At 71.7% G+C, this 14,659-nt stretch carries 12 protein-coding genes; 10 read left to right on the forward strand and 2 right to left on the reverse strand.

What is annotated here, in order from left to right; genetic code table 11:
* Window positions 1-75: 75 nt before the first annotated feature.
* The gene (locus ACZ7M3_RS20210) at window positions 76-1,047 is read right to left on the reverse strand and encodes a serine hydrolase (protein WP_472064909.1); all 972 of its coding nucleotides are present in this window, start codon (window positions 1,045-1,047) and stop codon (window positions 76-78) included.
* A 149-nt stretch (window positions 1,048-1,196) separates the two neighbouring features.
* Here ACZ7M3_RS20210 and ACZ7M3_RS20215 point away from each other — a divergent pair, with 149 nt between their 5' ends.
* Window positions 1,197-1,928 carry an SseB family protein gene (locus ACZ7M3_RS20215; protein WP_472064911.1) on the forward strand — a complete coding sequence of 244 codons (732 nt, stop codon included), beginning with the start codon at window positions 1,197-1,199 and terminating at the stop codon, window positions 1,926-1,928.
* Between the two features lie 46 nt (window positions 1,929-1,974).
* On the opposite strand, the gene ACZ7M3_RS20220 is transcribed toward ACZ7M3_RS20215, so the two are convergent.
* Window positions 1,975-2,331 (reverse strand): DUF1844 domain-containing protein, encoded by a 357-nt coding sequence (locus ACZ7M3_RS20220; RefSeq protein WP_054236133.1) that lies wholly within the window; start codon window positions 2,329-2,331, stop codon window positions 1,975-1,977.
* A gap of 382 nt (window positions 2,332-2,713) precedes the next feature.
* On the opposite strand from ACZ7M3_RS20220, the gene infC reads away from it, so the two are divergent.
* The 9 genes from infC (at window position 2,714) to ACZ7M3_RS20265 (ending at window position 14,639) form a co-directional block, all read left to right on the forward strand.
* Window positions 2,714-3,430 (forward strand): translation initiation factor IF-3, encoded by a 717-nt coding sequence (gene infC / locus ACZ7M3_RS20225; RefSeq protein ID WP_472065234.1) that lies wholly within the window; start codon window positions 2,714-2,716, stop codon window positions 3,428-3,430.
* A 155-nt stretch (window positions 3,431-3,585) separates the two neighbouring features.
* On the forward strand, window positions 3,586-3,780 hold the full coding sequence (gene rpmI, locus ACZ7M3_RS20230) for a 50S ribosomal protein L35 (RefSeq protein ID WP_003947156.1): 195 nt from the start codon (window positions 3,586-3,588) through the stop codon (window positions 3,778-3,780).
* Window positions 3,781-3,876: 96 nt separating this feature from the next.
* Window positions 3,877-4,260, forward strand: a complete 384-nt coding sequence (gene rplT / locus ACZ7M3_RS20235; RefSeq protein WP_054236131.1) for a 50S ribosomal protein L20 — start codon at window positions 3,877-3,879, stop codon at window positions 4,258-4,260.
* Between the two features lie 1,348 nt (window positions 4,261-5,608).
* Window positions 5,609-6,466 carry a TrmH family RNA methyltransferase gene (locus tag ACZ7M3_RS20240; protein ID WP_472064913.1) on the forward strand — a complete coding sequence of 286 codons (858 nt, stop codon included), beginning with the start codon at window positions 5,609-5,611 and terminating at the stop codon, window positions 6,464-6,466.
* A 53-nt stretch (window positions 6,467-6,519) separates the two neighbouring features.
* Complete coding sequence (locus ACZ7M3_RS20245; RefSeq protein WP_472064915.1) at window positions 6,520-7,740, forward strand: sensor histidine kinase; 1,221 nt, start codon at window positions 6,520-6,522, stop codon at window positions 7,738-7,740.
* 180 nt (window positions 7,741-7,920) lie between these two features.
* The gene (pheS, locus tag ACZ7M3_RS20250; protein ID WP_095855645.1) at window positions 7,921-9,045 is read left to right on the forward strand and encodes a phenylalanine--tRNA ligase subunit alpha; all 1,125 of its coding nucleotides are present in this window, start codon (window positions 7,921-7,923) and stop codon (window positions 9,043-9,045) included.
* On the forward strand, window positions 9,045-11,549 hold the full coding sequence (gene pheT, locus ACZ7M3_RS20255; protein WP_472064917.1) for a phenylalanine--tRNA ligase subunit beta: 2,505 nt from the start codon (window positions 9,045-9,047) through the stop codon (window positions 11,547-11,549). The genes pheS and pheT overlap by 1 nt, the downstream gene beginning before the upstream one ends.
* A 257-nt stretch (window positions 11,550-11,806) precedes the next feature.
* A complete protein-coding gene (locus tag ACZ7M3_RS20260; protein WP_472064919.1) occupies window positions 11,807-13,051 on the forward strand; it encodes a PP2C family protein-serine/threonine phosphatase in 1,245 nt (414 codons plus the stop codon).
* Window positions 13,052-13,298: 247 nt separating this feature from the next.
* Entirely contained in the window at window positions 13,299-14,639 is a 1,341-nt protein-coding gene (locus tag ACZ7M3_RS20265; RefSeq protein WP_095855648.1) for a transcriptional regulator, read from the forward strand.
* Window positions 14,640-14,659 lie beyond the last annotated feature (20 nt).

The raw sequence follows: 14,659 nt of genomic DNA on the forward strand, positions 1-14,659 counted from the left end.
GTGGGCGCGCCCAGCCACAACACACCCGCACCCGCCCCCGGACGGACACCCCGCACCTTTACAGACCCCCCGAACTCACGCGGAGCCGAACGCGGCCACGGCGGCCTTCGCGGCCGCCTCCACCACCGAGATCCCCTTGGCCTTGGTCGTGTTGCCGTTGGACAGCGCCGCCACCAGGTACTCGTCCCCGTCGACAGTGACCCGGCCGATGCTGTTGATGTCCCACAGCCCGGTCGAACTCCGCGCCAGCCACCCGTTCTTGAGGGCCCACCGGGTGCCGTCGGCCGCCGCCGACACCCCCCAGTGCTGATCGGCGGCGATCTCGCCCATCAGCCCCTGGAGATATGTGCGCGAGGCCTCGCTGAGTTCGGAGTCGTCCCCGAACACCTGCTGGAGCAGGGTGAGCTGGTCGGCCGCCGTGGTCTGGGTCAGCCCCCACAGCGCACCGTCCCCGCCGGAGGTACCGGTCAGCCCGAACCGCTCGTTCGCGGCGTCGAGACCGTCCGCCTGCCCGATGATGTCCCACAGTGCGGACGCGGACGCGTTGTCACTGTTCGTGATCATCGCGGTGGCGTACGTCTTCTCGGCCGCCGTCAGACGCCGGTCCGCGTCCTGCGCCTGGAGCAGCAGCGTCGCGAGGATGTCGACCTTGACGATGCTGGCCGTGTCGAAGGCCCCCTCGCCGTAAGCGGCGCCGTCGCCCGAGTCGAGGTCGAACACCGCGACCGAGACCGCTGCGCTGTTGTCCAGCGCCACGGCCTTCATCGTCTTGGCGAGCAGGGCGTCCCGGTCCACCGCGGGCTCCGTCACAGGTTCCACCGATGCCTCCTGGCTGGGGGACGACGACGCGGCCGGCGCCGAGGACGACGTACCCGGCGATGCCGAGGGGGAGGATACGAGGCTCCCGCGGTCGTGCGCCTGTGCCTTCACGTACACGGCACCCGCCGCCGTACCGCCCACGAGGACGGCGGAAGCCACCACGGTGTAGACGAGGGTCCTGCGTCCGGAGCGGCGGATGCGACGCCGACGAGCTCTGTGAGGGGCCATCCCGCGATGCTCGGGGCGGTGCCTGTGCCCGGCGTTAGACGCATGTTAGAGGTGTGTCAGCGAAAGCTGAGAATCCCGTGAAAGCCGTCACCGTCAGGTTTCAGGGCCCGCACAAGCCCAGCAGCATCCCCCCGATAGGGTCGGGGACCGTGGCGAACAAGAACATTCCCGACTCCGGCTTTCCCGACGACGACGGCTCGGCCGATCCCCGGCTGAGTGCGGCACTCGCGGCCTGGGCCGAGGACCGCACCGCCGTGGGGCCGGTCCTGGAGGCGCTCAAGGGCGCCCGGCTCCTCGTGCCCGTCGTGGCCGTCCTCGGCGAGGTCGAGGAGGACGAGAACGGGCTGCGTCACGAGAAGACCAGCGACATGGCGGTGCCCACCCTGAAGGCGGGCCACCGCACGGCCCTGCCCGCCTTCACCTCCACCGAGGCGCTGGCCCGCTGGGACCCGGCGGCCCGCCCCGTCGCCGTACCCCTGCACCAGGCCCTGCAGGCCGCCGCGCACGAGAAGGCCGACACGGTCGTCCTCGATCTGGCCGGTCCGGTGCCGTACGAACTGACCGGCTCGGCGCTGCTCGCCCTCGCCGAAGGGCGTACGACGGCGGACCCGCTCGCCGATCCCGCCGTGGTCGAGGCGGTACGCGCCGCCGTGGCCGCCGAGCCCGCCGTACTCCGCGCCCACCTGGGCCCCGGCCAGGCCGACGGCACGCTCGCGCTGGTACTGGACCCGACCGCGGCCCCGGCCGAAGCCGCCCGCGCGCTCGCCGGGCGGCTCGCCGCCGACGAAACACTGAGGGCCCGCCTGGTGCGCGGTCTCGACCTGGCACTGCTGCCGGCCGGGACGACGCCACCGGGCGAGCCCTTGTACGTACGTCAATAGAAGCGGGAGCGGGAGAGGAGCCAAAGCCTCTCCGGCGGATCAGGCCCTAGCCGTAGATCGGGCCCGTGTACTTCTCGCCCGGGCCCTGGCCCGGCTCGTCCGGGACGATCGACGCCTCGCGGAACGCCAGCTGCAGCGACTTCAGGCCGTCGCGCAGCGGGGACGCGTGGAAGGAGCTGATCTCGGTCGCGCTCGCGTCGAGCAGTCCGGCCAGCGCGTGGATCAGCTTGCGCGCCTCGTCGAGGTCCTTGTACTTGTCGCCCTCCTCGGTCAGACCGAGCTTCACGGCGGCGGCGCTCATCAGGTTGACGGCGACCGTCACGAGGACCTCGACCGCGGGGACCTCGGCGATGTCGCGGGTCATGCTGTCGAAGTCGGGGTTCTGGGGAGGGGTGTCACTCATGTCCCACACGATAGGCCCCGGCACGCAGGCACCCGTCCGCGGGAGCGCGGAGGCGCTCGGTTAGCGCGGGCCCGGGGGAGCTGCTAACCTTGTGTAACGACCGGCCGGATGCGCACAGACGTATGTCAGCGTGCTCGGCCCACAAGTGGAGGCTCCGATCTCCCACCCGACCGTCCTCAGGGATGGCGGGTCACCCGGTCAGGCGGCCACCACCGTTCCGTACGGACGGTGGAGTCGCCCGAATGTGCGCCCCGCGGTTCACCGCGGCGGTGCTCCGGTATTCCTTGGAGCCCCGCCTGTGTACCGTCCGGGGCATTTTTCATGCCCCGCGGTGGTTGGTCCAATGTCATCAGAGACATACACGGCTGTCCGCCAGACCGCCGTGTGGTGCTACCGAGGAGGATCCATCAGCACCGAGCCCCGCATCAACGACCGGATTCGCGTTCCCGAGGTGCGACTTGTCGGTCCCAGCGGCGAGCAGGTCGGGATTGTTCCGCTTGCCAAGGCGCTGGAGCTTGCGCAGGAGTACGACCTCGACCTGGTCGAGGTGGCGGCGAGCGCGCGTCCGCCGGTCTGCAAGCTCATGGACTACGGGAAGTTCAAGTACGAGTCGGCCATGAAGGCCCGTGAGGCGCGCAAGAACCAGGCGCACACGGTCATCAAGGAAATGAAGCTCCGGCCGAAGATCGACCCGCACGACTATGACACCAAAAAGGGTCACGTCGTCCGGTTCCTCAAGCAGGGCGACAAGGTCAAGATCACGATCATGTTCCGCGGTCGCGAGCAGTCCCGGCCGGAGCTCGGCTACCGACTGCTGCAGCGTCTGGCTTCGGACGTCGAGGACCTCGGGTTCGTCGAGTCGAACCCGAAGCAGGACGGCCGAAACATGATCATGGTTCTCGGTCCGCACAAGAAGAAGACCGAGGCGATGGCCGAGGCCCGTGAGGCCCAGGCGGCTCGTAAGGCAGAAGCGAAGGCCAACCCCGGTCGCTCGCAGAACGCCGCTGACGGTGAGATCGCCGAGGGTGAGATCGCCGAGGGCGAGATCTCCGAGGCCGAGACCGCCGAGGCCCCGGCCGAGGCTTCCGCCGAGGCCTGATCCCAGGGTGAAGGCTCCGGGGAGTCCGGGACGACAGTCCATGGAGTCCACGGGACGTGAGTCCGGGGATGTCAATCGATACATACATGACGTTCCACCGTGCCCGGTTTAACGACCGGGCATCGGAACGCCACTGACGAGGAGAGAACGGCGCTATGCCGAAGAACAAGTCGCACAGCGGTGCCAGCAAGCGCTTCAAGATCACCGGCTCCGGCAAGGTGCTCCGTGAGCGCGCCGGCAAGCGCCACCTGCTCGAGCACAAGTCGTCGCGCCTGACGCGCCGCCTCACCGGCAACGCCGAGATGGCCCCGGGCGACGCCAAGAAGATCAAGAAGCTTCTCGGCAAGTGACGTCGGGCGCGCACCGCGCGCCTGATCTCCGACCGGGACCCAATCGATTTCGGGCCGTGTGACGACAGCCACGGCCCCGCTACAAGGAGTTAAAAAGTGGCACGCGTCAAGCGGGCAGTCAACGCCCACAAGAAGCGCCGGGCGATCCTCGAGGCGGCCTCCGGCTACCGCGGTCAGCGTTCGCGCCTGTACCGCAAGGCCAAGGAGCAGGTCACCCACTCGCTGGTCTACAACTACAACGACCGCAAGAAGCGCAAGGGCGACTTCCGTCAGCTGTGGATCCAGCGCATCAACGCCGCTGCCCGCGCCAACGGCATCACGTACAACCGCTTCATCCAGGGTCTGAAGGCCGCGAACATCGAGGTCGACCGCAAGATCCTGGCCGAGCTGGCCGTGAACGACGCCGGTGCGTTCGCCGCGCTCGTCGAGGTCGCGCAGAAGGCGCTGCCGTCGGACGTCAACGCGCCGAAGGCCGCGTGACGCTCGCGCTCGCCTGAGCCGTACGTCGCTGTGGACCCGCTTGCCTCACGGCTTGCGGGTCCCGGTGCGTTTGGGCTCCGCCGGCCTGCAGAGACACGCTGCGCGTGGGCGATGTCGGTTCGGCACCGCCGGATTCCGCCGTCGCGGCTGAGCGCCGCGGCGGCGGGAGAAGCGCCTGCGGCGCCGTATGGCACGTCGGCTGCGGTCGAATCCCCGCCCGGATCGACACCGAACGCCACGCATGACTGCCGTGCCCGGTTCCCCCACCGGGGAGGCAAGGCCCGCAGGCAACACCGAAGCCTTCCGGCCGGGGTGGCCCAGCCGGGTTGGTTCCGGGCCCGGCGGCGGGATTGTGTCCTGGCGGACGCGGCCTCCGGCCGGGGCACCCAGCCGGTCGGCCCGGGTCTGGTGGCAGGGGTCCGTCCCGCTCGGCGCCTGGCCTCCGGCGGGGGCGCCCAGCCGGTCGGCTCGGGTCTGGTGACGGGCTTCCGTCTCGGACGCCGTCTCCGGCGGGGATGTCCAGCCGGTTGGTCCCGGATCTGGTGGCGGGACTCCGTCTCGGCGAGCGCCTAGCCTTCGGCGGGGATGTCCAGCCGGTTGGTCCCGGATCTGGTGGCGGGACTCCGTCTCGGCGAGCGCCTGGCCTTCGGCGGGGATGTCCAGCCGGTCGGTCCCGGGTCTGGCGGCGGGGTTCCGTCTAGGCGGCACCCGCCTCTGGCGGGACACCTGACCCGTCGGCAACGGGGCTTGACGGCGGGGTTCCGTCCCGGCGGACGCGGTCTCGGCCTTCGGCGGGGATGTCCAGCCGGTTGGTCGCGGGTCTGGTGGCGGGACTTCGTCGCGGTCGGTGCCCGGCCTCCGGCGGGGACGCCGAGCCGGTTGGTTGCGGGTCTGGTGGCGGGACTTCGTCGCGGTCGGCGCCTGGCCTCCGGCGGGGACGTCCAGCCGGTCGGCCCGGGTCTCGTGGCGGGGTTCCGTCTCGGGCCGGGGCCTGGCGTTCGGCGGGACACCCGACCCGTCGGCCCCGGGCCCGGCGGCGGGGTTCCGTCCCGGCGGACGCGGTGTGCCCGGTCGGCGTCCTCCGTCGGGGCTCTGCCGGACCGAGAGCCCGGCACCGGCTCGTCGGGGCTCTGCCGGACCGAGAGTCCGGCACCACCGGCTCGTCGCAGCTCTGCCGGACCGACCGTCCGGCCTCGCCAGGACCGCGGTCACCGGATGCCGAACCGGTCCCGGCCGCAGTAGGCATGGACACACAGACCCCGTTCTCGTCGTCTACTTCGAGGGGCCCCGGCCCCGCACCGCCACACCCCAAGCCGACCGACCCTCCGCAACCCCCTGAGGTGACCGCATGCCCGCCGACCCCGAGCTGATCTCCCCGCGCTCGCCGCGCGTAGCCGCCGCGCGGCGGCTCGCCCGGCGGAACTTCCGCGGCAAGGAGCGGTTGTTCCTCGCCGAGGGACCGCAGGCCGTGCGCGAGGCGGCGGCGCACCGCGTCGACGGGGCGGCCACGCTCGTCGAACTGTTCGCGACCGTCGAGGCCACGGAGCGCTACGCCGACATCGTCGGGGACGCCCGGGCCGCCGGAGCCCGGGTGCACCTCGCCGAAGAGGAGGTGATCGCCGACATCTCGACCACCGTCACTCCGCAGGGGCTCGTCGGGATCTGCCGGTTCCTCGACACCCCGTTCGAGGAGATCCTCGCGGCCCGCCCCAGGCTCGTCGCCGTACTCGCGCACGTCCGCGACCCCGGGAACGCCGGCACGGTGCTGCGGTGCGCCGACGCCGCCGGCGCCGAGGCCGTCGTACTCACCGACGCGTCCGTCGACCTGTACAACCCCAAGGCCGTACGGGCCTCGGTCGGTTCCCTCTTTCACCTGCCGGTGGCCGTCGGTGTGCCCGTGGAGGCAGCCGTGCAGGGCCTCAAGGACGCCGGCGTACGGATCCTCGCCGCCGACGGAGCGGGCGAGGACGACCTCGACGACGAGCTTGACAAGGGGACCATGGGCGGCCCCACCGCCTGGGTGTTCGGCAACGAGGCCTGGGGGCTCCCGGAGGAGACGCGCGCGCTGGCGGATGCCGTCGTGCGCGTACCGATCCACGGAAAGGCCGAGAGTCTGAACCTCGCGACGGCCGCCGCCGTATGTCTCTACGCGTCCGCCCGTGCACAGCGCGCCTCCGGAGGGTGCCGCTCCGTCACCGACAGCTAGTAGGGTGACGGGCTCGGGGGCCCACTGCGCCAGACGAGAGGTGGGGTACGGGGATGGGTGTCGGCACGAGCGGTGCGAAGAGCGCACCGCGCGCACGGGACGTGCGTGACACACCCGCGCCCCCGCGCGCCGGTCAGCACGACGATCGACTCGATGCCGATCATGACGTGGATCACGGTGCCGGTCTCGGGTCGGAACCGGGGGACGAACTCGGTATCGACCCCGACGACCTGCCCGACGGACTCGTCATCGCCGACGAGAACGGCCGGGTCATCCGGTTCAACGCCGCCGCCGCCCGCATCACCGCCGTCCCCGCCGCCGCCGCCCTCGGACGCCACCTGGAGTCGGCCCTCCCCCTGGAGGACCTCGAAGGCCGTCGCTGGTGGCAGCTGACCGACCCGTACGGCGGCCTCGCGATCCGCGTCGGACAGCCCGAGCGGAATCTGCTGCTCCCTGGGGGACGCGAGGTGCTCGTCACCGCGCGCTACGTACGCACCGCGCCCACCGGGCCCGTCCGCCGCGTCGTCGTCTCGCTGCGCGACACCGAGGCCCGCCGCCGCACCGAGCGCAGTCACGCCGAGCTGATCGCCACGGTCGCCCACGAGCTGCGCTCCCCGCTCACCTCGGTCAAGGGCTTCACCGCGACCCTGCTCGCCAAGTGGGAACGCTTCACCGACGACCAGAAGAAACTCATGCTGGAGACCGTCGACGCCGACGCCAACCGGGTCACCCGGCTCATCGCCGAGCTGCTCGACATCTCCCGCATCGACTCCGGCCGACTGGAGGTGCGCCGCCAGCCCGTCGACATCGGCGCCGCCGTCGGCCGCCACATCCAGGCGTACGTCACCTCGGGCCAGCCCGCCGACCGCTTCCTGCTGCGCATCGAACAGCCCCTGCCGCCCCTGTGGGCCGACCCGGACAAGATCGACCAGGTGCTGAGCAACCTGCTCGAAAACGCGGTGCGGCACGGCGAGGGAACCGTCACTATTGACGTCACGCCCTCGGCGTCCCCGCGCGAGCGTGAGGACGGCGAGAACGCGGCCACGTCGGTCACCGTGAGCGACGAGGGCACCGGCATCCCGGAGGAGTCCATGAACCGCGTCTTCACCCGCTTCTGGCGGGGCAGCAAGCGCGGCGGCACGGGCCTCGGGCTGTACATCGTCAAGGGCATCGTCGAGGCCCACGGCGGCACCATCACGGTCGGCCGCGCCCCCGGCGGCGGCGCCGAGTTCCGATTTACGTTGCCCGTGGGCACCCCGGCGTACCTGTTGTAACGCCGAAGAGGCCCCACGGGCGCGGTCGTACCGGAGCCACCCCTCGGACTGCGCGTCCGAGGTCGGCTCCCACCCCGTTAGACTCGGCCTTTGGCACCTTTGCGTCCCCGTTTCAGGGACCATGCGTCCCCCGAGTCGGGACGGGGACCATCCGCCAGCCAACCGGAAGCACGGGAAGAGATGTCGGCACCGAATAAGTCGTACGACCCTGTAGAGGTCGAGGCCTTGAAACCGGAAGAGATCGAGCGCATGCGGGACGAGGCGCTCGCCGCCTTCGCCGCCGCCGGTGACCTCGACGCGCTCCAGGAGGCCAAGGTCGCCCACACCGGCGGCACCTCGCCGCTGGCCCTCGCCAACCGCGAGATCGGCGCCCTGCCCCCGCATGCCAAGGCCGCCGCGGGCAAGCTGGTCGGCCAGGCGCGAGGCGCGGTGAACAAGGCCCTCGGCGCCCGCCAGGCCGAGCTGGAGGCCGAGCGTGACGCCCGGGTGCTGGTCGAGGAGGCGGTGGACGTCACGCTGCCGTACGACCGCGTACCGGCGGGCGCCCGCCACCCGCTGACCACCATGATGGAGCGCGTCGCCGACGTCTTCGTGTCCATGGGATACGAGATCGCCGAGGGCCCCGAGGTCGAGGCGGAGTGGTTCAACTTCGACGCCCTGAACTTCACGCCCGACCACCCGGCCCGGCAGATGCAGGACACCTTCTTCGTCGAGGGCCCGACGGGCGACCACGGCGAGTCCGGTGTCGTGCTGCGCACCCACACCTCGCCCGTGCAGGCCCGCGCCATGCTGGACCGCGAGCCGCCGGTCTACGTCGTCTGCCCCGGCCGGGTGTTCCGCACGGACGAGCTGGACGCCACGCACACCCCGGTCTTCCACCAGATCGAGCTCCTCGCCGTCGACGAGGGCCTGACCATGGCCGACCTCAAGGGCACCCTCGACCACATGGTCCAGTCGCTCTTCGGCGCCGACATGAAGACCCGGCTGCGCCCGAACTACTTCCCCTTCACCGAGCCGTCCGCCGAGATGGACATGCTCTGCTACGTCTGCAAGGGCGAGTCCGTCGGCAACCCCGACCGCCCCTGCCGGACCTGCTCCTCCGAGGGCTGGATCGAGCTGGGCGGCTGCGGCATGGTCAACCCGCGGGTGCTGGTCGCCTGTGGCGTCGACCCGGAGAAGTACAGCGGATTCGCCTTCGGGTTCGGCATCGAGCGGATGCTGATGTTCCGCCACAACGTCGAAGACATGCGAGACATGGTCGAGGGTGACGTCCGGTTCACCCGGCCGTTCGGGATGGAGATCTGATGCGGGTCCCGCTTTCTTGGCTGCGGGAGTACGTCGACCTGCCGGCGACGGAGACCGGCCGCGACGTCCAGGCCAAGCTCATTTCGGCAGGCCTCGAGGTCGAGACCGTCGAGCAGCTCGGCGCCGACCTCAAGGGCCCCCTGGTCGTCGGCCAGGTGCAGTCCATCGAGGAGCTGGAGGGCTTCAAGAAGCCCATCCGCTTCTGCCTCGTCGACGTCGGAACCGCCAACGGCACGGGTGAGCTCCAGGAGATCGTCTGCGGCGCCCGCAACTTCGCCGTCGGTGACAAGGTCGTCGTGGTCCTGCCCGGCGCCGTGCTGCCCGGCAACTTCGCGATCGCCGCGCGCCAGACGTACGGCAAGACCTCGCACGGCATGATCTGCTCCGGTGACGAGCTGGGCATGGGCGACGACGGCAGCGGCGGCATCATCGTCCTGCCGCCGGAGATCGAGGTGGGCACCGACGCGATCGAGCTGCTCCAGCTCGTCGACGAGGTCCTCGACATCGCCGTCACGCCCGACCGCGGCTACGCCCTGTCGATGCGTGGCGTGGCCCGTGAGGCCGCCATCGCCTACGGCCTGCCGCTGATGGACCCCGCGCTGCTCGACGTACCGGCCCCGAACGCGTTCGGCTACCCGGTGCGGGTCTCCGACCCGATGGGCTGCGACCGCTTCACCGCGCGGACGGTGACGGGCCTCGACCCCGAGACCCTCTCGCCGATCTGGCTGCGCCGCCGCCTCCAGAAGGCGGGCATGCGCCCGATCTCGCTCGCCGTCGACATCACCAACTACGTGATGCTCGAGCTCGGCCAGCCCCTGCACGCGTACGACCGCACCCGCGTCCAGGGCGCGATCGGTGTGCGCCGGGCCGAGCAGGGCGAGAAGCTCACCACCCTCGACGGCGTCACGCGCACGCTGGACGCCGAGGACCTGGTCATCACCGACGACCGCGGCCCCATCGGCCTCGCGGGCGTCATGGGCGGCGCTAACACGGAGATCGACGACACCGAGGGCACCACCACCGAGGTCGTCATCGAGGCCGCGCACTTCGACGCGCTCTCGATCGCCCGCACCGCCCGCCGTCACAAGCTGGCCTCCGAGGCGTCCAAGCGCTTCGAGCGCGGCGTCGACCCGCAGGCCGCCTCCGCCGCCGCGCAGCGCACGGTCGACCTCCTCGTCCTCCTCGCCGGCGGCACCGCCGACGGCGGGGTCACCGAGGCCATCGCGCCCTCCGCGCCGCACAGCATCACCATCCCGGCGAACCACCCGGACAAGGTGGCCGGTGTCGACTACGGCCGCGAGACCGTCGTCCGCCGCCTCCAGCAGGTCGGCTGCGACGTCTACGGGCAGGACGAGCTGATCGTCACCGTGCCGTCCTGGCGGCCCGACCTGACGGACCCGAACGACCTGGCCGAAGAGGTCATCCGGCTCGAGGGCTACGAGAACCTGCCCTCGACCCTGCCGAAGCCCCCCGCGGGCCTGGGCCTGACCGGTCGGCAGCGGCTGCACCGCCGGATCGGCCGCGCGCTGGCCGGCGCCGGATACGTCGAGGCGCTGAACTACCCGTTCATCGGCGAGCACGTCTTCGACCAGCTCGGCCTGGCCGCCGACGACCCGAAGCGCAAGGTCGTCAAGCTGGTCAACCCGCTCTCCGACGAGGAGCCCGCGCTCCGTACGACGCTGCTGCCGGGCCTGCTCCACGCCCTGCGCCGCAACGACGGCCGCGGCAGCCACGACCTGGCGCTCTTCGAGACCGGGCTCGTCTTCCAGCCGCAGGACGAACTGCGCTTCGCGGGCCGCCTGCCCGTCGACCGCCGTCCCACCGACGAGGAGATCGCGTCCCTCACGGCCGCGCTCCCCGTCCAGCCCCGGCACGCCGCCGTCGTCCTCGCGGGCGCCCGCGAGCAGGCCGGCTGGTGGGGCAAGGGCCGCCCGGCCGACTGGGCCGACGCGATCGAGGCCGCGCGCTCGCTGGCCCGCGAGGCGGGGACCGAACTCCTCGTCCGCTCCGGCCAGTACGGGCCGTGGCACCCGGGCCGCTGCGCCGAACTGGCCGTCGCCGTCGACGGTCAGGAGAAGGTCATCGGGTACGCCGGTGAGCTGCACCCCGGCGTCCTGAAGACCCTGGGTCTGGCCGCGCGCACCTGTGCGATGGAGCTCGACCTGGACGCGCTGGAGCAGGCGAGCGCGGGCCTCCCCAAGGGCCCGAAGATCTCGACCTTCCCGGTCGCCACCCAGGACGTTGCTCTGGTCGTCGACAAGACCGTCCCGCACGTGGACGTCGAGGCGGCGCTGCGCGAGGGCGCGGGTGAACTCCTGGAGTCCATCCGGCTGTTCGACGTCTACGAGAACAGTGAGCAGCTCGGCGAGGGCAAGAAGTCCCTGGCCTACGCGCTGCGGTTCCGCGCCGACGACCGCACGCTGACCGTCGACGAGGCCTCCGCGGCGCGTGACGTGGCCGTGGCGCTCGCCGCTGAGCGCACGGGGGCGGTGCTGCGGAGCTAGCTCCGCTGGTTGTACCGGGGAACTGCGGGTTGTTTGTCGGCTGCGAGTGTGTCGTGGCTGGGCGCGCAGTTCCCCGCGCCCCTTTGGGGCGCGCTTTGCCCGGCCCACCTGCATAAATGCGGTCGCCCGAAGCCTGCTCACTCATTCGGGTGACAAAGCCGGGCGATCTGGCCCGATCGGGGCATGTGGTCGACAGAATCGGACCGGCCTCTTGGAGGTCGTCTGCGCTGTCAGGGCCTATTGGGGGGCCAATCGGCATGATCCGTATCAAGGCTGGGGCTCCCCGCAGGGCGACGTCCCGGACGAATTCGCGGGGGTCGGCCCGAGTGGGCCTCCGGGCGCGACCCCGGGGGAGCGGTCTGCGGGCCGGGCTCGTCCGGGCGGTGAGCCGGGGCAGACCGCGCGTGCGACCGGCCCGGACGGCCCACATGGGCGGTCCGCCGGACGGCCTCGACCGGACGGTGCGCCGGGCCGAGCGGCGGACCCTGCGGCGGGTACTGAGCCTGGGGCTGCCCGCCGCCTGGGGCGCGATGGCCATCACGTACAAAATGACCTGCCCGCTCGCCCAGCGGGACGGCCTCGAGGCTCGGGTCGTCACCAGCGCCGTCTTCTTCGCCGTCGGCACCGGGCTGATCCTCCACGTCAGACGGGCGCTGCTGCGGGAGCTGAGGCAGATCCGCAAGGTCGCGGGCGCCGCCCAGAGCGTGCTGCTGCGACCGCTGCCTCCGCGCATCGACGGCCTCAGCATCGCCGCCGCCCAGCTCTCCGCCGACCACGGCGCGAACATCGGCGGCGACCTGTACGAGGTGATCGCCACCGAGCACGGTGTACGGGTCGTCATGGGCGACGTGCGCGGACACGGCCTCGGCGCCATCGGAACCGTCGCCGCCGTCCTCGGCAGCTTCCGCGAGGCCGTGCACGACGAACCCGAACTCGCCTGTGTGCTCCGGCGGCTGGAACGCGCCCTGGCCCGGCATCTGCGCGAGCGGGCGCGCGCCGAACACCCCTCGGCGGGCCCGGAATCCGACAGCCCGGTCGCCGAGGAGTTCGTCACCGTACTGCTCCTGGAGATCCGCCGTGACGGCGAGGTGTACGCCCTGAACTGCGGTCACCCGTCGCCGTACCGACTCGGCACCGGTCGCGTGGAACCACTCACGGGAGCCGAACCGCTGCCCCCGCTAGGCCCGTTCCCGCTCCCCGCCGAACTGGCGGTCGGCCGGTGCGGCCGACTCCTCCCCGGCGAGGCCCTGTTCCTGCACACCGACGGAGTGGAGGACGCCCGCGACCCCCACGGCCGCTTCTTCCCACTGCCCGCCACGCTCGCCGAGGCCGTCCGTACCCAGACCGTCTCCCCGCAGACCGTGCTGAGGGCGGTCTTCACCCGCCTGCTGCGCCACACCGGTGGCAGACCGGCGGACGACGTGGCCGTACTGATCCTCCGCAACGACCGCAGCCGAGTCCCGACACACCAGGGCTGCACCGTTGCCCGCCAGATCGGGTGAACGCCGGCTCTCGCCGTGACCTGACGCAGCCGGGGAGCCGAGCCGCCGCATTGTACGAGGGGGAGCCGGCGGCTCGGCCGGCCTCTTGCGAGGCATTTCAGTCAACCGGTAAGGAACTCTGCGCGACAGCGTGCACACGGTACGGATACGGGCATTCGGTTCACACCCCGTGTGAACGGGGACCCACAAGCACAGGGGACGGATTACTCTGACCGCACTGTCGCCACCGAGCCACCCGGGGGCCCGAATGCAGCCCAACACTCTGCTCGACGCGATACTCGACGAGGCCGGCATCTCGCACGCCGGACTCGCCGCGCATGTCAACCAGGCGGGGAGGGCACGCGGCCTCGCGCTCAGATACGAACACACGGCCGTGGCACGGTGGTTGAAGGGGCAACGCCCGCGCGGCCAGGTGCCCGACCTGATCTGCGAGGTGCTCGCGGGGCGCCTGCACCGGCCCGTCACCCTGGACGACATCGGCCTCGGCGTGCCCGGCGAGCCGTCCGCCCCGCACGGCACCTCGCTCTCCGGTTTCGTGGAGCGGGCCACCGCCCTGTGGCGCTCCGACGAACAGCAGCGCCCGCACCTCCTCGGCGCCCCGGCGGTCACCGGAACGCCCGCCGTGATGCCCGTGTGGGAGTGGGAGAACCCGCCTGAGGACGTGGACGTCTCACGCGGCGGCCGCCACCACGTGAGCATGGCCGACATCGAGATGCTGCGCGCGGCCCGCGCCCACTACGAGCAGATGTACCGCAAGGCGGGCGGGGTGGCGACCCGCAGCCGGATCGTCGGTTTCCTCAACGCGGAGACCGCGCCCCTGCTGCGCGGCAGCTACCCCGACGCCACCGGCCGCCAACTCCACCGTGCGACGGGCGGCCTCGTCGCCATCGCGGGGATCTGCGCCTACGACTCCGACGCGCACGGGCTCGCCCAGCGCTACTTCCACCAGGCCCTGCGGCTCGCGAAGGCCAGCGGGGACCGGGGTCTTGGGGCGTACGTCATAGCTCTGCTGGTCAACCAGGCGCTGTTCATGCGCGAGCACCGGCAGGCCGTCGCCTTCGCGGAGGCCGCGCTGCGCGCCGCCGGGCGGCACATCACCCCGGCGCTCGCCTCGGACCTCTACGCCATGCAGGCGAAGGCGTACGCACACCTCGGCGACGGCAGCAGCGCGCTGTCCTGCATCCGGCGTGCCGAACAGGCCGCCGAGCGCATCCGGCGCGGTTACGAACCGGACGAGACCGGCTATGTCCAGCCCGGTCTGGTCAACGTACAGGTGGCGGAGGCACTGCTGAGCCTCGGTGACCTGGTGGCCGCCGCGGCGCACGCCGAGGCGGCCGTGGACACTCCGGCGCACGACCGGGGGCGCGTGCACCGTCTCGCGATGCTCAGTCAGATCGAGCTGCGGCAGGGGAACGCCGACAAGGCGGTGGCCACCGCCGTCCAAATGGCCGAGCAGGCCCGGGGAATGGAGTCCCAGCGGCTGCGCGACAGACTGCGCGCGGTACGCGACCACCTGGTGCGCAGCGGCTGTGCGGGCACGGCCGAGGCCGCCGAACTCATCGACGGAGCACTGCGCGTACCGCTGTAGACCACCAAGTCCCGCCGCCG

This window comes from Streptomyces sp. NPDC111656, assembly GCF_055656965.1.